We start from the raw sequence: 23,338 nt of genomic DNA on the forward strand, positions 1-23,338 counted from the left end.
CGACAGTCGCCGGAAAAATTCAATAACCGCTGGTGACCAGCGGTTCATGCCTCTTCACCATGCACGGTGGCGAGGACTTTACGGGCACCGCCAAAATCACGGTGCTCGCCCAGATAAACGCCTTGCCAGGTCCCCAGCGCCAGTCGGCCTGCCGAAATCGGCAAACTGACCTGACAGCCAAGCACGCTGGCCTTGAAGTGCGCCGGGAGGTCGTCCAGGCCTTCGTCGTTATGCTCATAGCCGTCTGTTCCTTGTGGGATCAGACGATTGAAAAATCGTTCGAAGTCGCGACGTACCGCCGGATCGGCGTTCTCGTTGATGGTCAACGAAGCCGAGGTATGCTGCAGCCACAAATGCAACAGACCGACCCGACATGCCCTGATTTCAGGCAGGCCGGCGAGTAACTCGTCCGTTACCAGATGAAAGCCCCGGGGCCGTGCCCGCAGGGTAATCAGAGTCTGTTGCCACATACAGTTCTCCGCACGTTCGGGGCGCATTCTAGCGCGCTCTGGGAAAAAACAAAGGCCCTAATATTCCTTCAATCATGTAAGCCATTGGCCGCAGAAAAACGCCCGTCGTAAACGCCACTAAACGTGTACGAAAAAACCTTTCAGCAGTCCCTTCACGGACAAACTCCAGACAAAAAAATGCCCGGCAAGCCGGGCAAGTTTTTTATGCGCGTGCTTACAAGTTGTAGCCGCGTTCGTTGTGGAGTGCCAGGTCGATGCCGACGGCCTCTTCTTCTTCCGTGATACGCAGACCCATGACAGCGTCCAGGACCTTGAGAATGATGTAGGTGACGATCGCGGTGTAGATCACCGTGAAGCCCACGCCTTTGCACTGAATCCAGACTTGAGCGGCGATGTCAGTGACGGTGCCGAAGCCACCCAGGGACGGTGCGGCGAACACACCGGTCAGGATCGCGCCGAGGATACCGCCGATACCGTGCACACCGAAGGCGTCCAGGGAATCGTCATAGCCGAGTTTGCGCTTCAGGGTGGTGGCGCAGAAGAAGCACACCACGCCCGCTGCCAGGCCAATGACCAGAGCGCCCATCGGGCCCACGGTGCCAGCGGCCGGAGTGATGGCGACCAGACCGGCCACTACACCCGAAGCGATACCCAGTGCACTGGGTTTGCCGTGGGTGATCCACTCAGCGAACATCCAGCCCAATGCAGCGGCGGCGGTTGCGATCTGGGTCACCAGCATCGCCATGCCGGCAGTGCCGTTGGCCGCAGCAGCGGAGCCGGCGTTGAAACCGAACCAACCCACCCACAGCATCGCGGCGCCCATCAGGGTGTAACCGAGGTTGTGAGGTGCCATCGGGGTGGTCGGGAAGCCTTTACGCTTGCCGAGCACGATGCACGCCACCAGACCGGCCACACCGGCGTTGATATGCACCACGGTGCCGCCAGCGAAGTCGAGTACGCCCCAGTCCCACATCAGGCCGCCGTTGCCGGACCAGACCATGTGCGCAATCGGTGCGTAAACCAGAGTGAACCACACGCCCATGAAGATCAGCATGGCGGAGAACTTCATCCGCTCGGCGAAGGCACCGACGATCAGCGCAGGGGTGATGATGGCGAAGGTCATCTGGAAGGTGATGAACACCGCCTCAGGGAACAGCGCCGCAGGACCGGTCAGGCTCGAAGGCGTGACACCGGCGAGGAATGCCTTGCCCATGCCGCCGAAGAACGAGTTGAAGTTGACGACGCCCTGCTCCATGCCGGTGGTGTCGAACGCGATGCTGTAGCCATAAATGACCCACAGAATGCTGATCAGACCGGTAATGGCGAAGCACTGCATCATCACGGAAAGAATGTTTTTGGAGCGAACCATGCCGCCGTAGAACAGCGCGAGGCCGGGAATGGTCATGAACAGCACGAGGGCTGTCGAGGTCATCATCCAGGCGGTGTCGCCGGAGTTGAGGACTGGGGCCGCCACTTCGTCTGCCGCCATAGCCAGGCTGGGCATTACGAGGGACAACAGGGCTCCTAGCCCTGCGAATTTACGCAGAGTCATATTGTTTTCTCCTGGGGCGTTGGGTTTGTGGCGGCGTTTAAATCGCGTCGGTATCGGTTTCGCCGGTACGGATGCGAATCGCCTGTTCCAGATTGACCACGAAGATCTTGCCGTCACCGATCTTGCCGGTGTTGGCGGCCTTGGTTATCGCCTCGATAACCCGGTCCAGATCCTTGTCGTCAATGGCGACATCGATCTTCACCTTGGGCAGAAAATCGACCACGTATTCCGCGCCGCGATACAGCTCGGTGTGACCCTTCTGCCGACCGAAGCCTTTGACTTCAGTAACGGTAATGCCCTGCACGCCGATCTCGGACAGCGACTCGCGCACGTCGTCCAACTTGAACGGCTTGATGATGGCAGTGACTAGCTTCATGAAAACTCTCTCCCGAATTGGTGGACTTGCCCCAGGAAAACAAACCCGTCTCAAGTCTAAGCGCAGTGCCTGGCTTTGTAACGCATCGTCGGCCTTTGATTGCCCGTCCGACGCCTGCTAACCACTCCGCACGAAACACTTCCCCCGTTCCGCTTGGCGCACTGCATTCGTCACAGCGACTGCATCAGTGCATGGGTCACTACCGACTAAGCAGAAAGCTTGCCATCTCGCCAAAACCCACTGAATTCAATCCCTTGAACGCTTCCGACAGCCGCTTCACGCAAACGGCCCGACGGATACGCACAACAACAGTGCGCGGCCGTCCGTCTCCATGCGCGAAAAGCGTGCATCCCTGCAGTCGGAATTGACTATAGACACTGCGTGATACACTGCCCGCCATTGTTGACAGGACATTTCCCATGCTCGCACCCAAAGACTTCCTCGACGCCCTGACCGGCACCGCTTCCCGCCTCTTCAGCGGCGAAACCCCGTTGCCGAAAAGCGAAATCGAAAGCCAGTTCAAGGCGTTGTTGCAGAGTGGTTTCAGCAAGCTGGACCTAGTGAGCCGGGAAGAGTTTGATAGCCAGATGGTTGTCCTCGCACGGACCCGTGCACGGTTGGAGAGTCTTGAGGCGAAGGTGGCGGAGCTGGAAGCGAAGCTGAATCCGCCCACCGAGTAACCCATCTGACAATGCGGTCCCCTGTGGGAGCGAGCCTGCTCGCGATTAGAGTCACCTCGGTCTCCAGCCATCCCACACTGGATAGACCACCCTGTAGGACCTGCCGAAGGCTGCAAATCTTCTGATCTACCGCCTCGCCACAATCTCGGCAACGTCCTACAAAGATCACCACCGCCGTCCGATAGCGCAGCGAAGCCCAGGTTCCTAAGCTCATTCTCAGCTGAATATTCAGCACTGGGTTTGGCGACCTGGAAGCTTAAGGCGCACGGCGACCATCTCTCGAGTCATGGCGGCTGTGCGTGGGAGACCTTCGGGTCTGCCGGGTTCCTTTTGCTCCGGTTCGCCAACCCGCGTACAGCTGCCACCCAATCGTTTGGCGACGATTGACGGCAGCCCCTTTAGCAAAAGGAGCTGTATCAATGAATAGCGATGACTCTTATCTAATCCCCCACGTCTTCACCCGCCATAAACTCCACCTCCACGCGCTTTTGATCGAAAACCAGCCTTGGTTCAGCGCCCGAGATCTGGGTCGTCTGCTTCGCCTTTTCCTCGACGAACGCGCCGTCCGGAAACTCGACCCCGATCAACATCAATCCGCACGAGTCGTCATCCACGGCAACATCGAAGACACCCTGCTGATCAGCGAATCCGGCGTCTACGCCCTGCTCGTCTACCACTACTGCCCCGAATACCGGGGCCTGCGCGAATGGCTGACCCACGACGTAGTGCCAGCCCTCAGAGATGCCCAACAACCGACCACAAGCGAACGCCCGATCCTGAGTCTGTTGAACTGGCCGGAGATGTCGCTGAGTTTGCTGCACTGGAATAATCAGCCGTGGATTCGGTTGCAAGATGCTCCGCAACTGTTGCCGAGCGGAGAGCAGACGCAGCGCCCGGTCAACGTGCCATGGTGGAAAAAAGCTTCGCGAGCGTTGCATTCTCTTTAAGCGCTCATCCACGCTCGATTTCGGCGCTTCGCAGATCGTAGGTCGATTGCAGATTCAGCCAAAATTCGGGCGTGGTGTTCAACAGAATGGAAAGCTTTTTTGCCAGACCCGCACTGACATCGCTCTGCTGCTTTACTACGTCGATCAATTCAGCCTCCGGCTCGTCCAACGAGCAAGCTAAAGCCGCGCTTGTAATGCCCAGCGGCTTCAGAAACTCCTCGCTGAGAACTTCACCTGGATGAATCGGCCGCATTCCAATCCGGTTCATTTACGCCTCCTATGGCTTCATTTATCCGTGATCATAAGCAGCAACCTTGATCTGGTAAAACCATCCGGGAGCTTTCACTGACGTCCTTCACCTATCTAGGCACGGTCCTACAAAAAGCGGCTCCATCGCCTGATTTATCGATGCACACCTGCTCCTTTAACCTTTTCTTTCTGATTTTCGAAAGACACCAATAATGAGAAGAAAAGGAAAAGGCACGGACCTCCGTAACCAAACTATTAAATCGGATGTAAGGAAGCTCACCTACAAGGCGTTTATTAAAAAAATCGCGCCTCGCGCTTCAAACATCGACATATCAGTTGTCAGGATTGAGCCGATTACTGCCGCAGCGATAGAGAAATGTCATTTATGGGAAGGAGCAGCAAACTACCCGTGGGAACGCATCCCCGACTGGAAGCGGAAAGATGCCAAGGGTTTGGATTTGGCAATTTGGTATGAGCAGAATCTTTGCGGCTTGTGCTATGCAACACCGCGACGAAGCGCTATCTGTCTGAAAATAGTACTTTTGCAGGGGGATCCAGACAAATCCCATCCGATTCGTGGCTTGATAGCTCCAGTCGCACTACTGGCCGCAGAATTCTATGCGCGTATGCTGGAGTGCAGAGAGATCGAAATCCAAGATCCTGATCCAAATGTTGTTTTTTACTATCAAGAACTCGGGTTCGACTTTGACCAGACCAACCGCCTTGTCATCTACTTGAGCGACCAATAACATCCAGGTAAACGAATCGCAGGAGGTGTACATGAGCCCCAAAAAGCGAAAGGCTAAGCTGTTACAGCTTGCTGAGTTTCACGCCGAAGCACGTCGCTTGGCTGGTGATTTATCGGCTAATCAACGACGCTTTATTGAAGTCGGTATCGCGCGCGGCAAAGAACTTGAGCCCGGCGGATGGTTGGCCGGAGGAAGAACCTAAATACCAATTCTTAAAAAAACCGCCTGAATGGCGGTTTTTTTTGTTCTACGTGACTATTTCGCCCCGTACTCGCAACATCCTGCGAAAGTTTCTCTCCTTTCCAGCCAGGCTCAAATCGGCCTCCCCGACTACCCTTCAAAAACCCCGCAGGAAGCGGTGCTCTTCAGCTCAAGGAACGACCATGTCTCTCTCCATCGTCCACAGCCGCGCCCAAATCGGCGTGGATGCGCCCGCCGTCACCGTCGAAGTCCACCTGGCCAACGGCCTGCCATCACTGACCATGGTCGGTTTGCCCGAAGCGGCAGTAAAGGAAAGCAAGGACCGGGTGCGAAGCGCGATCATCAATTCGGGCCTGCAATTTCCAGCGCGGCGTATCACCCTGAATCTCGCTCCTGCGGACTTACCGAAGGACGGCGGACGGTTTGATCTGGCGATCGCCCTGGGGATTCTGTCCGCCAGCGTGCAGGTGCCGACATTGACGCTGGATGACATTGAATGCCTGGGAGAGTTGGCGTTGTCAGGCGCGGTACGTGCCGTAAGAGGTGTGTTGCCGGCTGCGCTGGCTGCGCGCAAGGCCGGACGCTCGCTGATGGTGCCGCGTGCGAATGCCGAGGAGGCGTGCCTGGCGTCGGGATTGAAGGTGATTGCCGTCGACCATCTGCTGGAAGCGGTCGCGCACTTCAATGGACATACGCCCGTCGAGCCCTATGTTTCCAACGGGTTGCTCTACGCCAGCAAGCCCTATCCCGACCTGAATGAAGTGCAGGGCCAACTTTCGGCCAAGCGCGCCTTACTGATTGCGGCGGCTGGCGCTCATAACCTGCTGTTCAGCGGCCCGCCGGGGACCGGGAAAACACTGTTGGCGAGTCGTTTGCCGGGACTCCTTCCTCCTTTGGCCGAAAATGAGGCACTGGAAGTCGCAGCCATTCAATCCGTCACCAGTTGCGTGCCCTTGAGCCACTGGCCGCAAAGACCCTTTCGCCAACCCCATCACTCAGCCTCAGGCCCGGCGTTGGTGGGCGGTGGCTCGAAGCCGCAACCCGGCGAAATCACCCTTGCCCATCATGGCGTTCTATTCCTCGATGAGCTTCCGGAATTCGACCGCAAAGTGTTGGAGGTTTTAAGGGAGCCGCTGGAATCCGGCCACATCTTGATTTCCCGCGCCAAGGATCGCGTGCGGTTTCCCGCCCGTTTTCAATTGGTGGCAGCGATGAACCCGTGCCCCTGTGGATATCTTGGCGAACCCAGTGGCAAATGCAGTTGCACACCGGACATGGTCCAGCGCTACCGCAACAAGCTGTCGGGGCCACTGCTGGATCGTATCGACCTGCACCTGACCGTCGCTCGGGAAGCCACCGCGCTGAATCCTGCGCTCAAACCCGGTGATGACACCGCCACCGCCGCGTTGCTGGTCGCCGACGCCAGGGAGCGACAACACAAACGCCAGGGCTGCGCGAACGCCTTCCTTGATCTGCCAGGCCTGCGCAAACACTGCAAGTTATCCACAATCGACGAAACCTGGCTGGAAACAGCGTGTGAACGACTGACCTTGTCGCTGAGGTCCGCGCATCGATTGCTCAAGGTAGCGCGAACCCTCGCAGACCTTGAGCAGGTGGATGGCATCACCCGTGGTCATCTGGCTGAAGCGCTGCAATACCGGCCAACCTCCAGCTGATGAAATCACTCCTTCGTCAGATCCACCAACGGCGTCTGCCGAACCTCGGTTTCCCGCCCGTTCTGTATGTCACTCACCCGCTTCAACGCTTTATCCACAGCGCCCTTGTCCGCCAACAAGCTGTAACTGATCTGAAACTGCTTGTGCTCCTTCGGCGCAATCGTCGGCACCAGCCCCAGCGGCCGCTGATAGTGCCGGTTATAGGAAAAGCTGGTCCCCGGCTCGAGACCGGTGACATAGCCCTGGCCTTGGGTATCGGTGTTCTTCCACAACGAAAACACCGGCAACTGCTGGGTGTTAAACCCGACCGATACCCCAAGGCTCCCGGCCTTGTTATGCAGCACGGTCAACGTGTCACCCTTGGCATCGCCGTACGGCACCACGTTGTACACCGTCTCGTCGTAGTCCTTGGTCGGTGCACGGTAAGTCTGCCAGTCCGGCAAATCCCCTTTGGCCTTGTCGTTGAACGGCGACACTTGTTTAACCGGCGCAGCAAAACGCGCGCCCTGCTCCAGGAATGGAGTGCTGAAGTTGCTGTGGTACAGCGCCTGATATTCCTTCGGATAATCACCGTTATTGGTCAGAGTGTCGTTCAGGGCGAACGCTGCACTGCCGGGCTCCGTGACCAGTTCAGTCACCACCGAGAAGTCGACTTTCTTGAACGCCTGCTCTTTCAGTTCGCCACGCAGGCTGATGGCGTACGGCGGTCTTTCATCTATATGCAGGGTAACTTTACTGGCCGGGATGTTGGCAGCCCGGCCATGCAGGGTCAGCAGTTCGCCGTTATCCATACCGGGATGGCCGACCCATTCGTAGCCACAACGGGCGACCAGTTCGTTGAAGCCTTCGAGCCAGCCAAGTCCGCCGCGGCCATTGAGTTCGATGAAGGACGGATTGACCACGTCCTTGACGGGCGAATCCCAACCCATGCGCACATCGCCGACCGACGCTTGCAAGACGTTCATCCCGCGAGTCGGCACCACCGAGAGTTTCATTGTGCCGTTATCGATGTCGACGATGCTGACGCCCTCCTGCCGGCCGCCGTGCAGGGTGCGCAGGGTGACGGAGAAGGGTTTGTCGGTTTTTACGCCGAGTTGCTGGCTGGTGATCTGCCAGTTCTGAGCGGCCTTGTCGGTGTCGAGCAGCACGTAATCCCAGGCCATGGCGTGGGAGGCAGTGGTCAGCGCGCCGAGGGCGATGGCGAGTTTGAGCGGGGTCATGAGGGAAGCCTTTCTTGGAGTTGTGCTTTTTTTTATAGCGCTGATGAAACGTTTCAGCAAGATTAAAAAATACACACGCGCCAACCGTCCCTCGCAAATACTCAACGACCCCAAGCAACGCCCGCTTTGTTACGCTAATCTCATACGGTTTTGGCCTAACGGCCGATTGACGGCGACATCATTATGACACTAAGGTCGCCAGCTAATTGCAGGAGCAAGAACAGGCACTTTTGCCTGTCATTTGCGCAACGGATCATATGGAGTTTGGATGCGCGGGGCACTATTACGCAGCGGTAAGAGCGGGTCATTCACAGCCCTGGGCGAAACAGGTCAACCGGTTTACCGGGCTGCCCTGCAATTGCGCGAAGCCATTCGCCGCAAGAACCCCGACATGGTCGATCACCTGGCCATTCCTCAAAGCGACGAACTGGGCAACCAGATCGACTGGTACAGCGGTCTCGACGGCGATGTGATCCCGTGGAGCAGCGCGACCGAAGAAGAACGCGCACCGGCCCGTCGTCAACTTGAAGCCCTGAAGACTGCGCTCGATGAATTGAGCCAGCGTTTCCTGGGCACGGATTCGGGCGAACAGCAGCAAGGCGACAAAGCCGTGTTCGGCAAGTTGCTCAAGCGTGTCATTCATTTCCCTGACGAAAATTTCGTCTACCTGGTGCAAGGCAAGCCGGTACTGACCTTTTGGGGTTTCGAGCACGCCGGTACCGGCAATCGCGATCCTCTGCACTGCCTCTATCAGGTTCCGCCGGTATTCACGCTGCCACCCGTGGTCGAAGAACCGGTTGTGGCGCCCGTCGTGCCGGTGGTGGCTCGCCCTTGGTGGCGGCGCTGGTGGTGGCTGTTGCTGCTGCCGTTCTTGCTGCTGCTGTTGTGGCTGTTGCTCGGCTTGCGCGGGTGCGTGCCGATTCCGCTGGTGGCGGTGGACTTGCTGCCTGAGGGCATCGTGCCGGTGGAAAGACAGCTGGAAGAACCACAACTGACCGGCAATGCCACCACACTGAATGGCGTTCCCGTGACCGGCACCGTCGCAGGTTCCACTACTGGTACAGCCGTGACCGGCACTCAGGGCGTGGAAGCTCCGGCCGTCGCAGGTAACGAAGCTGATGCCGCACCCGCCGACGTCACCCAAGACCCGGCCGCCGAATCACCAACCGCGCCAACCACGCCAACCACGCCACCCGAAAATAAAACCGAGGCGCCGTCTGTCACCACACCGCCCGACGCGCAAAAATCCGCCGCCGCAAAACCGGGCCCGCCCCTGAGCATTCCGCCTGACGCCGCCGACGGCGCGGCCAAGTTCCTAGACGGTCAGTACCGCGCCGGTGCCGGCATCCAGGATCGCCGCACCGGCAAGCCGCTGCGTCTGGAATACCAGTTGAAGGACGGTAAAGGCGAAGTCACCGTGCATCAGGCCGACGGTTCGAAATGCAGCGGCCCGGTCAGCGCCACCATGAAGGGCGGCAGCCTCGCCATCGACAGCCAGGGCCAGGCCGTGTGCGGCGATGGCAGCACGTACGACATGCCCAAGGTCAACTGCCGCAAAGGGGCGACCACGGTCGCGGACTGCACCGGCGGTTACGGTAAAGAACAATTCCCCATGTCCATGCGGCAGATGGGCGAATAAGACTGGAATAACCCGACATGTTGCCTGAAGTCACCCAATTCGAAGACACCGTCACGCTTGTCAGTGACACCGGTATCCAGTTCATGGATTTCGCCCTGCGCCTGGATCCCCGCAAGGAACCGGCGGGCGAGTTCGCGCCGATGATCAGCGGGCTGATCTGCCGCCTGATGTACAACGAAGAGAAAGACTTCTACTTCTACGAGCCCGAGCCGGAGAAGGTCGAGAAGGCCAAACCGGCATTCAGCGTCGACATGAAAAGCAGCCTCGAGCTGCTGGACGGTGTCTGGCTGCCGACGCCGTTTTTCCGTTTCATGCCGCCGCACCGTTTCGACGAAGGCCCGACCAACTGGTCGCGGATGCGCCTGGTGAAACTGGCGACACCCGACATCGACGGCAACACCCACCGCCTGACGATGGCGTTCGACAGCCGCGTCATGCCCAAGCGTGACGGCACCGCTTACCTGGCGCCGAACGAAGAAGACATCAGCTCCGGCGTGTCCTTCAAACTGGCGACCAAGGCCAGCGAAACCCGTTGGTTCCTGGCCCAGCCGTGGGTCAACGAATGGCTGCTGGAAGTGTTCAACGAGGGCAACGCTCATCGTTCGCGCGAAGAGCTGGACATCGATATTCGCGCCAACCACCACCTGGCGCACTACCTCAACCTGCTGAGCCTGTTGAGCACGCCGTCCGCGGCAGCGCAGTCGACCGCCAGGCCGAAGGTGGAAATTCCTGAACTGAAAGTGGTCGCCAACGACAGCAATGGCCTGGTCAAACCGATACCGGTGGACCTGGTGCTGGACGTCGGCAACTCGCGCACCTGCGGCATCCTGATCGAGAATCACGGCCAGGCCGGCTCCGGGCTGAAGCAGAACTACGTGCTGGAACTGCGCGACCTGATCACCCCCGAACACACCTACAACCTGCCGTTCGAAAGCCGCGTCGAGTTCGCCCAGGCGTATTTCGGCAAGGACCACTGCTCGGTCAAAAGCGGCCGTCACGATGCGTTCCAGTGGGCAACGATCGCCCGCGTCGGCAATGAGGCCAGCCGTCTGGCCAGCCGTCGTCGCGGCACCGAAGGTTCCACTGGCCTGTCCAGCCCGAAACGTTATCTGTGGGACGAGAACGCCTACGGCCACGGCTGGCGTTTCAACTGCTCCTACATCAAGAGCGACAACGAGCCGTACGCCACGGCCGCGCCGTTCTCGCACCTGATCAATGAAACCGGCGAGGCGCTTTACAGCCTCGAAGAAGACGATCGTCTGCCGGTGTTCATGCCGCGTTACTCGCGCAGTTCGCTGATGACCTTCATGCTCGCCGAAGTACTGGCCCAGGCGTTGTCGCAAATCAACAGCCCGGCCCAACGCTCCCGCCAGGGTCACACCCGTGTGCCGCGCCAGCTCAACAGCATCACCCTGACCGTGCCGCCGGGCATGCCGCAGGCCGAGCGCAGCATTCTCAACGAACGCATGCTGCAAGCCATCGGCCTGGTGTGGAAAAGCCTCGGCTGGCACGCTGGCGAGGAAGATCCGCATCAGGATCAGGCCGTCAGCCCGCGCACGCCGATCCCGAGCATCCGCGTGGAGTGGGACGAAGCCTCCTGCGGCCAGTTGGTGTACCTGTACACCGAGGTCAACGAGAACTTCGCCGGTCACCCGGAAGAGTTTTTCGACACCATCGCCCGCCCGGACAAAACCGACCGCGAACGCATCACCCTGGCGACCATCGACATCGGCGGCGGCACCACCGACCTGGTCATCACTGATTACCGCCTCGACCGCGCCGGCAACACGGGCAGCGGCAGCAACGTGCACATCGTGCCCGAACAGCGTTTTCGCGATGGTTTCAAAGTAGCCGGCGACGACATCCTGCTGGACGTGATCCAGGACTTCATCCTGCCGAGCTTCGAGAAGGCGTTGCAGAATGCCGGCGTCAGAGCCCCGGATTCGCTGATGTCGCGGCTGTGCGGCGATGAATCGGTCAGCGCCCAGGACATGATCCTGCGCCAGCAATTGAACCTGCAGGTGTTCGCACCGCTGGGCCTGGCGTTGCTCAAGGCTTACGAGCATTACGACCCGCAAGTTCCGCAGGAAGTCAGCCCGCAAAGTTATCGCCAGTTGCTGGGCGACAACGCGATCAGCCAGACCGTGCTCGACTACGTCAACGCCGCCGTGCGCCGCGATGTCGGCGGCCAGAGCGGTTTCGACCTGTACGAAGCGCTGATCGGCTTCGACCTGCAAAAGCTTCACGCCGCGTTCCTCAACGATCAGATCAACATCACCAAGATCCTCGGCGCGCTGTGTGAAGTGGTCGCCCACTATCCGTGCGATGTCCTGCTGCTGACCGGCCGCCCTTCGCGGCTGCCGGGCATCCAGGCGTTTATCCGCAAGGTGCTGCCGCTGCCACCTGGGCGCATTCTGGCGTTGCAGAATTACCGCACCGGCGGCTGGTACCCGTTCCACAAGAACGGCCGCATCGACGACCCGAAAAGCACCGCTTCGGTGGGCGCCATGCTGTGCCTGTTGTGCGCCAACCACAGCGTGCCGAACTTCTACTTCCGCTCTTCGGCGCTCAAACCGTATTCGACGGTCAAGCACATCGGCGTCATCGATCTGAACAACGTGATCAAGGATGCCGACGTGCTGTACCGCGACATCCAGTCCGAAGACTACAAAATCAAGTTGCCGGAAATCGGCACGGGCGATGACGCCGACACGCCGCAGCTGGAAATGCGCGGCGATCTGCGCCTCGGTTTCCGTCAGTTGGCCGCCGATCGCTGGGCCGCTTCGCCGCTGTACACCCTGCGTTTCACCAAGGCCGGTCGGGAGAAGTTCTCCCGCGCGATTGGTGAGAACGGCAGCGCACCGCTGCTCAAGGTGCGCTTCGAGGTCAAAGCCGCCGACAAATACACGCGCAAGCAGGATCTGGTCAGCGACCGTCTCTCGGTTCGCGACATCGAATCCAACAGCAGCAACGTCAACTTCAACCCGCGCAGCGACCTCGAGCTGGAACTCAACACCATGCTCGACGCCGGCCTGAGCGAGACCAAGTACTGGCTCGACAGTGGAAGTGTGAAACGCAAATGAATGACCTGACCCCCGAACAAACTCAGCTTTCAGCCAGTTGGGCCGCTGTTTATGAAGGTGCCGGTCAGGCGCTGGAGTGGATTGGCCAGACGCGCGGCAACGCGCCGCGCCTGGACAGCGAAGCCGACAACCTGAACATTCGCCTGCACCGCGCCCGCAACCTGGCTCACAGCCTCGGTCGCGTGGCCTGCACGCCGATGACCATTGGCTTTTTCGGCTTGTCCCAGGCCGGCAAGTCCTACCTGATTTCAGCGCTTGCGGCCGGTCAGAACGGCAAACTGGAAACCGATTTCGGTGGCCAGCGCCTGGACTTCATCAAGCACATCAACCCGGTGGGTGGCGGCAAGGAAGCCACCGGTCTGGTAACGCGCTTCAGCCGTCGCGCCACGCCGAGCCAGGATCCGCAGTTCCCGGTCGAGCTGACGCTGTTCAAGGAAATCGAGCTGGCGAAGATTCTCGCCAACTCCTGGTTCAAGGACTTCGACCTTGAGCGGATCTCCTACGAGATCGACGAAGAGCGTATCCAGCGCGTACTCAAACCCTTCGAAGGACGCGAGACCGGGCCGCTGCAGCCGGGCGTCAGCGCCGATGATCTGGTGTCGCTGTGGGATTACCTGCGGGACAACTTCCGCAACTCGGTGAAGAAGCTTGAGCACCTGTATTGGCCCACGGCGTTGCAACTGGCACCACGCCTGAATTTCCAGGAGCGTGCCGAGCTGTTTTCCATCCTCTGGGGTGAGCAAAGCGAACTGACGCGCGTGTACCAGCAACTGGCCGGTGCGCTGCACAAGCTGGGCCTTCCCGAAACCGTATTCGCGCCATTGAAAGCCTTGGTGAGTTTCGAAAACGACACTTACAGCCAGCGCGACAGCATTATGAACGTCGACATCCTCGAGCGCTTCGGCAGCCCGCGGGACTTGCCGATCGACGTGCGGCCTCAGGTCGACGGACGCTTGCAAAACAGCCAGGGCATCCCGGTTGCGCAACTGGCGGCACTGACCGCCGAGATGACCTTCGGCCTGATCGAAGCCCCGGCGGACGACATCGTCAATCAGGTCGACTTGCTGGACTTTCCTGGTTATCGCGGGCGCAAAAAGCTCCATGAGATCGCCAACTCAAACGACCCGGAATCCGCCACCAAGGACAACTCCGTCTCGCAGCTGATTCTGCGCGGCAAGGTCGCTTACCTGTTCGAACGCTACACCGACAACCAGGAAATGAACGCGCTGGTGGTCTGCACCGGCTCGACCAAACAGAGCGACGTCAACGACGTCGGCCCGGTGCTGACGCGCTGGATCGAGAAAACCCAGGGCGCCGACGCGGCCGCCCGAAGCAAACGCGACACCGGCCTGATCTGGGCCCTGACCATGCTCGACCTGCGCATCACCAACTCCCTGAGCCTGACGCCTGATCAGTACGACGAGAGCTGGAACGGCATGGTCAAGCTGACCATGCTCGAACGCTTCGGCAGCCTGAGCTGGATGAACGACTGGGCCGGCACGCCGTTCCAGAACACCTTCCTGGTGCGTAAACCGCGTATGGATGCGGCGTTCATTGTGCAAGACGCCAGCGGCGCCGAAACCGGCCTCAACGCCAGCTACCAGGAGCGCGTCGACGCCCTGGGCACAAGCTTTGCCGGCAATGAGCTGGTGTGCAAACACATCAACAATCCTGCCAACGCCTGGAAAGAAATGCTGCGCAACGATGACGGTGGCATCAGCCACTTCAGCGGCAGTTTCAAGGGAGTGGCGAACATCGAATTCAAACTGCAACGCATCCGCGAGCAGCTGAACGAATGCCTCGAAGGCCTGACCACTCACGGCCTGAGCACCTGGTATCACGCCGACGGTGACGGCGCCGCAGCCGCCAAGAAAGCCCAGGCGCAGATGATTCTGACCGGTCTGGGCCGTCGCCCAGCCGTGCTCGGCGAGTTCATCGATGAACTCGACATGCCGAGCGAATCGGTGCGCGACCTGTACCTCAGCGGTGTGTACGAAACCGATGACGCGCCCGCCGCCAGCGATGAGCCGGCCGCGCCGACACCGAGCCAGAGCCTGTACGGCAACGACGCCGGATTCGACTTCGATTTCGGCGACGACCTGAGCCACGAAGCACCGGTCAGCAGCAAAACCAACACCCCGGCGCCGGAACTGCAAAGCAACGAACACCGCTTTGCCAAAGCCGCTTTCAAGGCCTGGATTGCGCACCTGCGCGAGCTGACCACCCGACAAAGCCTGCTCAACCTGTTGGGGCTGGAAAAGGCCTTGATCGAAGCGGTGGTCGACGAACTGATCACCGCCGGTTACCGCCAGGACTTGCCGGGGCAACTGAGCCGTGCGGTGCTCAAGCGCGCGCAAAGCGGCGCGCGGCGCGATCAGCTGGTTGAGCGCCAAGTGCTGGAAGTGCAACGGGTGCTGCGCGATTTCGTGTCCTGGTTCGGCTACCTGCAAAAACCGGTCAACGAACGCCCGAACAGCCGCGCCGGTGCCAAGGCGCCGTTGTTCTCGTTCTACACCGACATCGGTCCGGGACAAGTGCCGGTGTTGCCGCCACAACCGGCGAACCAGGCGCAGCGTTATCTGGGCGACTGGCTTTCGGGCCTGGCCTACATCACGCAGGACAACGCCGGCCATGGTGCCGGTCGCGAAATCACCCCTGAACAGAATGAACGGCTGGGCCATGTGCTCACAGCCTTCACAGCGAGATAAGCAATGCCAATTCGTGTCGACCTGCTCGCCTTAGAACCCAACGTGCCTGGCCAGGCGTGCCTCACTGTGAAGAAATGGCAGGGTGGCGAAGAACAGCTGGAGTTCTCCATTCAGCGTAACCAGGACGGTTTTTACCTCCAGGACCAGAAGGCCTGGAGCAATAACCCGTTCTGGTTCAAGGTCTCGCGCTTCACGGTTGCGGCCAGTGGTGAAGCCATTGAAACCCTGCTCGGCCCGGAAGTGGTCGATCCGCTGCTAGAGGGTGGGGCCAACTCGCAATTCCTGATCGAACTGCGCGAGCAGAAACAAAATGAGGTCACTGATAAAGGTGTGGTCAAGCCAGGCGTCGGCCTGCTGCCATCCACGGCCGGCGGCCAGACGCGCTCGACTTATGGCGGCGCAGACCTGACAGCGCCAACTGCGCCAGAACCCGAAATCCCGGAGCTGCCGGAATTGGTCCTCTCCACCGACGAGCCAGAAATCGAACTGGAATCGGTGCCCAACGAACCCGCTTATACCCCGCCTCCGGCCCCGGTGAAGAAAAGCAACAAAGGCCTCATCGGCCTCGCGCTTGTCGTGCTGTTGCTGGTGGCCGCAGCGGCCGGATTCTGGTTTTACAAACGCACTCCGACGCCTGTCCCGGCGGTTGCTGCCGCCGCACCGGCCGGTGCTGACGCCCAAGCCTGCACCCTCGACAGCATGAACAGCCTGCCCGAGCTGACCTTCGTCCAGACTTGCATCAAGGCCGCGCCCGACAGCGCCAAATTGCTGGAGATCATCAACGAAGCCAAGGCCGGCAAGCACTGCGGCGTCGCCCAGCGTCTGTACGCCAACCGTGCCCAGGCCGGTGACGCGTTGATTGCCAACGCCTATGCCCGCGAATACGACCCGAAATACCTGAAGGCCAGCGAGTGCTTCCCGACCGCGGACAACGCCACCGCCGCCTACTGGTACGAAACCATCCTGACCCAGGACCCGAACAACGCCGAAGCCAAGCAGCGTTTCGAGGAGTTGCAGAAGTGATGCGTTCTCCCCTGAGTCGTTTTCTGCTGAGCGGCGCTGCGTTGTTGGCGTTGTGCATCAGCCCGTTGTCCCAGGCGGATGACAAGCCGCTGATACAGGCCGGCAAGAAAACCCTGTTTCAGCGCGTGCTGACCACGCCGGGTTGCAAAATCAGCCCGACGGCGGGCGGTGCTGCGGGTGATGAGCAACCGGTGTTCAGCCGTTTTTATGTGTACGAACGCGCGCAAGCCGCCAACGCCGAGTGGCTGAAAGTCGGCCCCGACAGTTACGGCAAAACCATTGGCTGGCTGCCGGCCAGCTGCACCACCGACTGGAAAATGCAGCTGACGCTGGCCTTCACCAACCCGGCCAACCGCGACCGGCTGCTGTTCTTCAAGGACCGCGCCACGGTCGAAGGCATTCTCGATGCGCCGGACCCGGTGAGCAAAGTCGCGCCGCTGCGGGCCACGCTGAAAAAGGGCAAGCAAGCCCCCGGCGTGTTGGCCGAAGAACCTGAATACTTCGTCGACCTGCAAAAGCAGTTCTACCTGTTGCCGGTGATCAGCGGCGAAGAAGTGATGACCGAAGGCGGCTTCCGCACGCGTCTGCTCAACGTCGCATCGGTCAGCAAGCCCGATGACAAAAACGCCAAAGGGGGTGCTGCGAGCGGCGCGGCCGGCGGCAAGGAAGCCGAGGACAAAGCAGCCAGCCAGCTGAAGGAGTTCAGTGCGGCGGTGGTGTTTGTCATCGATTCGACGATCTCGATGGACCCGTACATCGACCGCACCCGCGAGGCGATCCGCAAGGTCTACCAGCAGATCGAATCGCAGAACCTCGGCAAGCAGGTCAAATTCGGCCTGGTGGCGTTCCGCTCCAACACCCAAGCGGTGCCGGGGCTGGAATACACCACCAAGATGTACGCCGACCCTACCAAGGTGAAAGACAGCGCCGACTTTTTTGCCAAGATCGCCGACCTCAAACAGGCCAAAGTCTCCAGCAGCAGTTTCGACGAAGACGCGTTTGCCGGCGTCATGGACAGCATCGACAAGGTCGACTGGAGCCAGTTCGGCGCGCGCTACGTGGTGCTGATCACCGACGCGGGCGCCATCGAAGGCGATGACAAACTGTCGAAAACCGGTTTGAGCGCCTCGCAGGTTCGTCTCGAAGCGGCCAATCCGGGCGTGGCGATTTACACGCTGCACCTGAAAACCCCGGCGGGGATCAAGGACCACGCCAAGGCCGAGGCGCAGTACCAGAATCTGTCGACCTACCCGGGCACCAACACTTCGCTGTATTACCCGGTGAACGCGGGCGACATTCAGGAGTTCGGGCGCAAGGTGGATTCGCTGGCCACCGCGATCACTTCCCAGGTGAAAGCTGCCTACATGGGCGAAGACGCCATCGGTAGCGCGGTGAACGCCAAGCAGGACCCGGCCGAGAAGAAAATGCTCGAAGACGCGGCGCTGATCGGCCACGCGATGCAGCTCGCCTATCTGGGCGAGAAGACCAACAGCAAGGCACCGCCGGTGTTCAAGGCGTGGATCACCGACCGTGACCTGATCAAGCAGAACATCCCGACCACCGACGTGCGGGTGCTGCTGACCAAGTCCCAGCTCAGCGACTTGAGCGACGTGATGAAGAAGATTCTCGACGCGGCCAACGAAGGCCTGATCTCGCCGACGGAAATGTTCGAGCGTCTGCGCTCGGTCGCCGCCACCATGGGCGCCGATCCGAACCAGCTCAAGCAGAACGGCAGCGCCAAACTGGCGGACATGGGCGTGCTCGGCGAGTACCTCGAAGACCTGCCCTACCAGAGCGAAGTGCTGAACCTGGACGAAGAAACCTGGAAAAGCTGGGATGGCCTGGCGCAGGAGAAATTCATCCGCACGCTCAATACCAAACTGCGGCACTACCAGCGCTACAACGCTGACGTCGACCGTTGGGTGGCGTTAGCCAAGGACAGCGATGCACGGGACAACGTCTATCCCGTGCCACTGGAAATGATGCCTTAACGAGGCGCCGATGCTCGATATCAAGAACCTGCTGGTGCGCCGTGGTGAAGGCGCGCTGGCCCACCACGTGCGCCTGCCGCACTTGCAGGTCGGTGCCGGGGAAATCCTTGCCATCACCGGTGAGAGCGGCAGCGGCAAAAGCACGTTGCTCGAAGCCATCGGCCTGTTGCTGGCGCCGGTGGAGCTCGAGCGCTTTCGGCTGGGCGCAACCGACGATCAGGACATCGCCCAACTGCTGGCCAGTGACGACCAGCCAGCCTTGGCGGCCGTGCGTTCGCGTCATCTGGGGTTCATTTTGCAGAGCGGCGGCTTGCTGCCGTTTCTAAGCGTGCGCGACAACATCAGCCTGCCGCGCCGCTTGCTCGGCATGCCGGTAAAGAGCGCGCACATCGATCACGCGGTTGAGGTGCTGCGCCTGCAAGGGTTGCTGGATAAACAGCCACAGGCGCTGTCGATCGGTGAACGCCAGCGCGTTGCCTGCGTTCGGGCGATTGCCCACGAACCGCTGCTGCTGTTGGCCGACGAGCCGACCGCCGCGCTCGACCCGCACAGCGCCCGACGCTTGTTCGAATTGCTGCTGAGTCTGGTGTCGAGCATGGGCCTGAGTGCCCTGGTGGTTTCCCATGACTGGGCCTTGCTGAAGGATTTCGGCTTGCCGCGACTCGGCGCTATCAGCCGTCAGGGAGAAACACTGTTTGAACCGATGGACTGACCGCTTGCGCCTGCTCGGAACGCTGGCCCTGCAAGACCTCTGGCACGACCGCAAGGTGTCGTTGTGCATCGCCGCCTCGCTGGTGGCGGTGATCGCGCCTCTGTTGCTGCTGTTCGGCCTCAAACACGGCGTGGTCAGCCAGTTGCAGGACGAATTGCTGCGCGACCCGCGCAACCTTGAAGTGAAGATGCTCAGCAACGGCAACTACGACAGCGCCTGGATCGAGCGCGTGCGCCACCGTCCCGAGACCGGTTTTGCCCTCGGCCAGACCCGCTCGCTCAACACCCAGGCGGATTTGCTGATCGGCATGCAGCGCTTTGTCGAAGGCGCTGAAATCATCGCCACCGAACCCGGCGACCCGCAACTGAACCTGCCGCAACTCAATCCCACCGGCAACCAGGTAATCCTCAGCGAGCGCGCCGCGCAACGCTTGCAGGCCAAGGTCGGCGACCGTGTGCAAATGCGTGTATTGCGTCGTCTGGAAGGTGTGAATGAACGCGGTGAGATGACGCTGACGGTGCTGGAAGTACTCGACGGTGCGCGCTTCGGCCGCGCGGCCGGGTTTGTCGCCCCGCCGTTGCTGCTGGACCTGGAGCGCTTTCGCGACGGCTATCAGGTCAGCGCCTTCGGCCTCGAAACCGGCAAACCTCTGGGCGATCTGCAACCGCTGTACGCCCGCGCCCGACTCTATGCCCGCGACATCGATCAGGTAGCGCCGCTGGAACGCTGGCTCAACGAACAACACATCGAAACGTCGAGCCGACTGGCCGACATCGACAACGTCAAAGCCATCAATCATGTGCTGGGGCTGATCTTCGGGGTGATTGCCCTGGCGGCGCTGATCGGTTGTGTGGCGTCGATGGTCGGGGCCTTTCTGGCCAACATCGACCGCAAGCGCAAAAGCCTCGCGGTCCTGCGCCTGCTGGGTTTCAAACGCACGGCGGTCGCCGGTTTCGTGGTCCTGCAAGCGCTGGTGCTGAGCCTTGCAGGCTACCTCGGCGGATTGGGTTTTTATGCCGTCGGCAGTCATTTGTTCGACTACTTGCTCGGCAGCAGCCAGACCACCGGCACCTTTGTCTGCCACATCACACTCTGGCACGGCCTCGCCGCCCTGCTCCTGACCTTTCTGGTCGCTGCACTGGTGGCCGTGATCGGTGCCGTGCGAGCGATCAACATCCAACCTGCGGAGAGTCTGCGTGAGCTATAAACGTTTGGGCTTGCTGTTGCCCCTGAGCCTCGGCTACCTGCTCGACGCCTCGGCGGCGGGCTGGGAAGAGAAGTATTACAACCCGATGCCCGAGGCCAGCGACGTCGTGCTGCCGATGCCGTGCGAAGGTTCGATGGTGTTCCGCAAGGTGTTCATTCCGGTCGCCGGGCCACTTGACGACTACCCGATCAACATCGGTCAGGACGGCGCGGAATACGGCTACGTTGAACAAACCCGGCCGACGTTTATCGCAGGCAGTTTCACCGGCGCGAAGAACGACAAGTCCCGCTACTACCTGATGGCCAAGTACGAGATGAGTCAGCTCCAATACGCCGCGCTGACCGACGAGACCTGCCCCACCGCTGCCACCAAGATGCGCCTGCCGCAAGTGTCCGTGAGCTGGGTGCAAGCCGTCGAGGCGGCTGACAAGTACAACCTGTGGCTGCGCAAAAACGCCGCGGCCAAGCTGCCGAAAGAAGACGGCGCACTGGGTTTCCTGCGCCTGCCGACGGAAGTCGAGTGGGAGTTCGCGGCGCGCGGTGGCCTGGAAGTCGGCGCGGCGGAATTTCGCGATACGCGCTATCCGATGGCCGAGGGCATCAACGCTTACGAATGGTTCGCCGGGGCGCAATCGTCCAACGGCAAGCTGCAGTTGTCCGGCCTGCAAAAACCTAATCCATTGGGCCTGCACGACATGCTCGGCAACGTCGACGAGATGATGTTCGAGCCGTTCCGGCTGAACAAACTCGACCGCCAGCACGGCCAGGCCGGTGGCTACGTGGTCCGTGGCGGCAACTACCTGACCGCTCAGGCCGACTTGCGCACCGGGTTGCGCAAGGAAGAGCCGTACTACAACGCCGAAGGCCAGGTGAAAAACAAAACCACCGGCCTGCGACTGGTCCTGGTATCGCCGACCCTGACGTCACGCGAGCGTGTCGCCAGCATTGAAAGCAGCTGGAAGAAGCTCGGCACCGGCAGCAAGGAAACCGAATCCGCCGATAAAGGCACGGTTCAATCCCTGAACACCCTGGCCTCGGGCGTCGAGGACAAAGCGCTCAAGGAAAAACTCCAGGCCCTGGAAAACCAACTGCGCGCCAGCAATCAGCAGCAGGAAGAAACCCGCGATCAGGCGATCCGCGCCAGCCTCAATCTCGGTGCGTTCCTCTGCACCAAGATGCTCGACGACGGCCAATACGTGGACTTCTTGCAGAAGAACTACAAGCTCAACTGCGAATCCGCCGACAAAGATGCCAGTTGCGACATGCGCAAAGGCAAGCTCGACGAGCAGAAGGATCGCCTGCACAAACTCAGCCGTTACTACGCCAGCAGCCTGGTGGAATCGGCGACCTTGTATGGCCAGCCGCTGCTGGAAGCGCAGGTGCCGGTGATGGAAGAAATCATCACCCGCAACAAACAGCTGCAAGAACTCAAACCCTATTTGCGCACCCACTGGGCCAATCAGAAAACCTTCCTGCAAAAGCAGAAGATTGACACTGACGCCTGGCTGACCAGTTGCAAAACCGTCACTCAATAACTCTCAACAACAGCCAACATCGTCACCAAGGAGTTTCACCATGTCGCGCAGCCTTTGGACTCGCTTCAAGCTTCAGATCGCTTTAGTCCTCACTGGCAGCCTGCTGCTGACCGGTTGCGCCAACACCGGCAGCTCGATGCTCGGTGGCAGCGAGGGTGCCGACCCGCGCCTGACCCAGGGCAATGACGCAGAGTTCTTCAGCAAATCCGGTTACCAGGCCTGTGCGGTCGGCGCCGGTGTCGGCATCCTCGGTTGCGCACTGTCCAACAGCAGCAACAAGGCGGTCTGCGCCATTGCCGCCGGTATTACCGCGTGTGGCGTGGCCATGGGCGCGAACTACTACCTGGATCAGCGTCGCAGCGAATACTCCGACACCACCACCCGCCTGGCGAAGATGAACAGCGACGTCGAGCAAGACACCCAGAACGTGATCGCCCGTACCGCAACCGCTCAGCAAGTGATCAGTGATGATCAGGCGCAAATCGCCCAGATCAAAAAGGACATCGCCAACAAAAAAGTCGACAAGGCCAAGGCCCAAGTGCAAATCGCCGAGATCGATTCGAACATCGCGCGCCTGCGTAAAGACCTTGGCAACATGCGCAACAAGGTCACCGAGTACACCAAAGTGGCCGACGCCGAGCGTGCGCAAGGCGCCGGCGCCGAGATCAAGCAAGTGGACGTGAGCATTATGAAAATGAACCAGAAAGTCGCCGCCCTGCAAAAGGAAGTCGACGGTCTGTACAACCAGCGCTCCGCGATCACTCTGGGCTAAGCACATGACTCTACGACAGCTGGCGGTCCTCACCGCCGTCCTGGCTTTGAGCGGTTGCGCGACCAAGCCAGGCGAATGCGATGCGACCAATCGCGACAGCAGCATGCTGACCAAGATGAACTGCGACTACTCTGGTGGTTACAGCGATCAGGTCAAGCAGAAGGAACTGGCACTGACCGCGTCCCGGCAGGAAAACGCGATGTTCCGCCAGGTGTACGAGAACATTCAGGCCCAGCAGCTCAGCACCAAGACTGATCTGGCCAGCCAGCAGAAATCCCAGGCGGCGCTGAACCAGTCGCTCGGCCAGTTGCTGTCCTCGCTCAAGGCCCGCCATGGCAATCAAAGCCAGGTGCAGAAGCAGATTGCCGGGCTCGAACAGCAGCTCAAGGCCTCGCAGGCGGCGCCCGTGACCAAGGCCTCGCCCGCGACGCTGGCCGCCAAGCAGGAACAACTGAAGGCCTTGCAGAAGAAAGTGAATCAGCTGCAATTCAGCCTCGGTTACGAAGAGTAACTTTTCACCCCGCAGGCCTTCCGATGGAGGCCTGCACC

General features: G+C 60.3%; 20 protein-coding genes. 15 read left to right on the top strand and 5 right to left on the bottom strand.

The window, feature by feature from the left end; genetic code table 11:
- Positions 1-44: 44 nt before the first annotated feature.
- The 3 genes from ACA072_RS28165 to glnK form a co-directional block, all read right to left on the bottom strand.
- A complete protein-coding gene (locus ACA072_RS28165) occupies positions 45-470 on the bottom strand; it encodes a secondary thiamine-phosphate synthase enzyme YjbQ (protein WP_497622019.1) in 426 nt (141 codons plus the stop codon).
- Between the two features lie 214 nt (positions 471-684).
- Positions 685-2,022 carry an ammonium transporter gene (locus ACA072_RS28170; protein ID WP_010465110.1) on the bottom strand — a complete coding sequence of 446 codons (1,338 nt, stop codon included), beginning with the start codon at positions 2,020-2,022 and terminating at the stop codon, positions 685-687.
- Between the two features lie 37 nt (positions 2,023-2,059).
- Entirely contained in the window at positions 2,060-2,398 is a 339-nt protein-coding gene (gene glnK, locus ACA072_RS28175) for a P-II family nitrogen regulator (RefSeq protein ID WP_002555808.1), read from the bottom strand.
- Positions 2,399-2,817: 419 nt separating this feature from the next.
- Between glnK and ACA072_RS28180 the strand changes: the two genes are divergently transcribed.
- Positions 2,818-3,078 (top strand): accessory factor UbiK family protein, encoded by a 261-nt coding sequence (locus ACA072_RS28180; RefSeq protein ID WP_033060695.1) that lies wholly within the window; start codon positions 2,818-2,820, stop codon positions 3,076-3,078.
- Between the two features lie 419 nt (positions 3,079-3,497).
- A complete protein-coding gene (locus ACA072_RS28185) occupies positions 3,498-4,025 on the top strand; it encodes a BRO-N domain-containing protein (protein ID WP_497622021.1) in 528 nt (175 codons plus the stop codon).
- Positions 4,026-4,029: 4 nt separating this feature from the next.
- Here ACA072_RS28185 and ACA072_RS28190 read toward each other — a convergent pair whose 3' ends face one another.
- Entirely contained in the window at positions 4,030-4,293 is a 264-nt protein-coding gene (locus ACA072_RS28190) for a HigA family addiction module antitoxin (protein ID WP_497622022.1), read from the bottom strand.
- Positions 4,294-4,486: 193 nt separating this feature from the next.
- Here ACA072_RS28190 and ACA072_RS28195 point away from each other — a divergent pair, with 193 nt between their 5' ends.
- From ACA072_RS28195 to ACA072_RS28205, 3 genes are all read left to right on the top strand, one after another.
- A complete protein-coding gene (locus tag ACA072_RS28195; protein WP_497622023.1) occupies positions 4,487-5,023 on the top strand; it encodes an N-acetyltransferase in 537 nt (178 codons plus the stop codon).
- Positions 5,024-5,054: 31 nt separating this feature from the next.
- Positions 5,055-5,225 carry a hypothetical protein gene (locus tag ACA072_RS28200; RefSeq protein WP_461956277.1) on the top strand — a complete coding sequence of 57 codons (171 nt, stop codon included), beginning with the start codon at positions 5,055-5,057 and terminating at the stop codon, positions 5,223-5,225.
- A 181-nt stretch (positions 5,226-5,406) separates the two neighbouring features.
- The gene (locus tag ACA072_RS28205; RefSeq protein WP_497622024.1) at positions 5,407-6,900 is read left to right on the top strand and encodes a YifB family Mg chelatase-like AAA ATPase; all 1,494 of its coding nucleotides are present in this window, start codon (positions 5,407-5,409) and stop codon (positions 6,898-6,900) included.
- A gap of 5 nt (positions 6,901-6,905) precedes the next feature.
- Here the strand turns inward: ACA072_RS28205 and ACA072_RS28210 are convergent, their stop codons facing one another.
- Positions 6,906-8,120, bottom strand: a complete 1,215-nt coding sequence (locus ACA072_RS28210) for an aldose 1-epimerase family protein (protein WP_497622025.1) — start codon at positions 8,118-8,120, stop codon at positions 6,906-6,908.
- Positions 8,121-8,388: 268 nt separating this feature from the next.
- Between ACA072_RS28210 and ACA072_RS28215 the strand changes: the two genes are divergently transcribed.
- Genes ACA072_RS28215 through ACA072_RS28260 form a run of 10 tightly spaced genes read left to right on the top strand, consistent with a single transcriptional unit; the run spans position 8,389 to position 23,300 of the window.
- The gene (locus ACA072_RS28215; protein ID WP_497622026.1) at positions 8,389-9,759 is read left to right on the top strand and encodes an SrfA family protein; all 1,371 of its coding nucleotides are present in this window, start codon (positions 8,389-8,391) and stop codon (positions 9,757-9,759) included.
- Between the two features lie 17 nt (positions 9,760-9,776).
- Positions 9,777-12,842 (top strand): virulence factor SrfB, encoded by a 3,066-nt coding sequence (locus tag ACA072_RS28220; protein WP_497622028.1) that lies wholly within the window; start codon positions 9,777-9,779, stop codon positions 12,840-12,842.
- Positions 12,839-15,550 (top strand): putative virulence factor, encoded by a 2,712-nt coding sequence (locus ACA072_RS28225; protein WP_497622030.1) that lies wholly within the window; start codon positions 12,839-12,841, stop codon positions 15,548-15,550. Before ACA072_RS28220 ends, ACA072_RS28225 begins: the two co-directional genes overlap by 4 nt.
- 3 nt (positions 15,551-15,553) lie before the next feature.
- Positions 15,554-16,573 carry a hypothetical protein gene (locus ACA072_RS28230; protein WP_497622032.1) on the top strand — a complete coding sequence of 340 codons (1,020 nt, stop codon included), beginning with the start codon at positions 15,554-15,556 and terminating at the stop codon, positions 16,571-16,573.
- Positions 16,573-18,564 (top strand): vWA domain-containing protein, encoded by a 1,992-nt coding sequence (locus tag ACA072_RS28235; protein ID WP_497622034.1) that lies wholly within the window; start codon positions 16,573-16,575, stop codon positions 18,562-18,564. Before ACA072_RS28230 ends, ACA072_RS28235 begins: the two co-directional genes overlap by 1 nt.
- A 10-nt stretch (positions 18,565-18,574) precedes the next feature.
- Complete coding sequence (locus ACA072_RS28240) at positions 18,575-19,276, top strand: ABC transporter ATP-binding protein (protein ID WP_497449437.1); 702 nt, start codon at positions 18,575-18,577, stop codon at positions 19,274-19,276.
- On the top strand, positions 19,260-20,483 hold the full coding sequence (locus ACA072_RS28245) for an ABC transporter permease (RefSeq protein ID WP_497622036.1): 1,224 nt from the start codon (positions 19,260-19,262) through the stop codon (positions 20,481-20,483). The genes ACA072_RS28240 and ACA072_RS28245 overlap by 17 nt, the downstream gene beginning before the upstream one ends.
- Entirely contained in the window at positions 20,473-22,017 is a 1,545-nt protein-coding gene (locus ACA072_RS28250; protein WP_497622038.1) for an SUMF1/EgtB/PvdO family nonheme iron enzyme, read from the top strand. Before ACA072_RS28245 ends, ACA072_RS28250 begins: the two co-directional genes overlap by 11 nt.
- 40 nt (positions 22,018-22,057) lie before the next feature.
- Positions 22,058-22,789, top strand: coding sequence for an OmpA family protein (locus ACA072_RS28255; protein ID WP_497622040.1), 732 nt, complete (start codon positions 22,058-22,060; stop codon positions 22,787-22,789).
- A gap of 4 nt (positions 22,790-22,793) precedes the next feature.
- Positions 22,794-23,300 (top strand): hypothetical protein, encoded by a 507-nt coding sequence (locus ACA072_RS28260; RefSeq protein ID WP_497622042.1) that lies wholly within the window; start codon positions 22,794-22,796, stop codon positions 23,298-23,300.
- Positions 23,301-23,338: the final 38 nt, after the last annotated feature.

The sequence above is a fragment of the Pseudomonas sp. LBUM1656 genome (assembly GCF_059716065.1).

Bases quoted from the DNA above. Each gene is read 5' to 3' on its own strand.
- ACA072_RS28200 (WP_461956277.1), top strand. From the start codon at position 5,055: ATGAGCCCCAAAAAGCGAAAGGCTAAGCTGTTACAGCTTGCTGAGTTT.
- glnK (WP_002555808.1), bottom strand. From the start codon at position 2,398: ATGAAGCTAGTCACTGCCATCATCAAGCCGTTCAAGTTGGACGACGTG.
- ACA072_RS28260 (WP_497622042.1), top strand. From the start codon at position 22,794: ATGACTCTACGACAGCTGGCGGTCCTCACCGCCGTCCTGGCTTTGAGC.
- ACA072_RS28225 (WP_497622030.1), top strand. From the start codon at position 12,839: ATGAATGACCTGACCCCCGAACAAACTCAGCTTTCAGCCAGTTGGGCC.
- ACA072_RS28210 (WP_497622025.1), bottom strand. From the start codon at position 8,120: ATGACCCCGCTCAAACTCGCCATCGCCCTCGGCGCGCTGACCACTGCC.
- ACA072_RS28190 (WP_497622022.1), bottom strand. From the start codon at position 4,293: ATGAACCGGATTGGAATGCGGCCGATTCATCCAGGTGAAGTTCTCAGC.
- ACA072_RS28230 (WP_497622032.1), top strand. From the start codon at position 15,554: ATGCCAATTCGTGTCGACCTGCTCGCCTTAGAACCCAACGTGCCTGGC.
- ACA072_RS28170 (WP_010465110.1), bottom strand. From the start codon at position 2,022: ATGACTCTGCGTAAATTCGCAGGGCTAGGAGCCCTGTTGTCCCTCGTA.
- ACA072_RS28235 (WP_497622034.1), top strand. From the start codon at position 16,573: ATGCGTTCTCCCCTGAGTCGTTTTCTGCTGAGCGGCGCTGCGTTGTTG.
- ACA072_RS28195 (WP_497622023.1), top strand. From the start codon at position 4,487: ATGAGAAGAAAAGGAAAAGGCACGGACCTCCGTAACCAAACTATTAAA.
- ACA072_RS28180 (WP_033060695.1), top strand. From the start codon at position 2,818: ATGCTCGCACCCAAAGACTTCCTCGACGCCCTGACCGGCACCGCTTCC.
- ACA072_RS28240 (WP_497449437.1), top strand. From the start codon at position 18,575: ATGCTCGATATCAAGAACCTGCTGGTGCGCCGTGGTGAAGGCGCGCTG.
- ACA072_RS28205 (WP_497622024.1), top strand. From the start codon at position 5,407: ATGTCTCTCTCCATCGTCCACAGCCGCGCCCAAATCGGCGTGGATGCG.
- ACA072_RS28215 (WP_497622026.1), top strand. From the start codon at position 8,389: ATGCGCGGGGCACTATTACGCAGCGGTAAGAGCGGGTCATTCACAGCC.
- ACA072_RS28165 (WP_497622019.1), bottom strand. From the start codon at position 470: ATGTGGCAACAGACTCTGATTACCCTGCGGGCACGGCCCCGGGGCTTT.
- ACA072_RS28185 (WP_497622021.1), top strand. From the start codon at position 3,498: ATGAATAGCGATGACTCTTATCTAATCCCCCACGTCTTCACCCGCCAT.
- ACA072_RS28255 (WP_497622040.1), top strand. From the start codon at position 22,058: ATGTCGCGCAGCCTTTGGACTCGCTTCAAGCTTCAGATCGCTTTAGTC.
- ACA072_RS28220 (WP_497622028.1), top strand. From the start codon at position 9,777: ATGTTGCCTGAAGTCACCCAATTCGAAGACACCGTCACGCTTGTCAGT.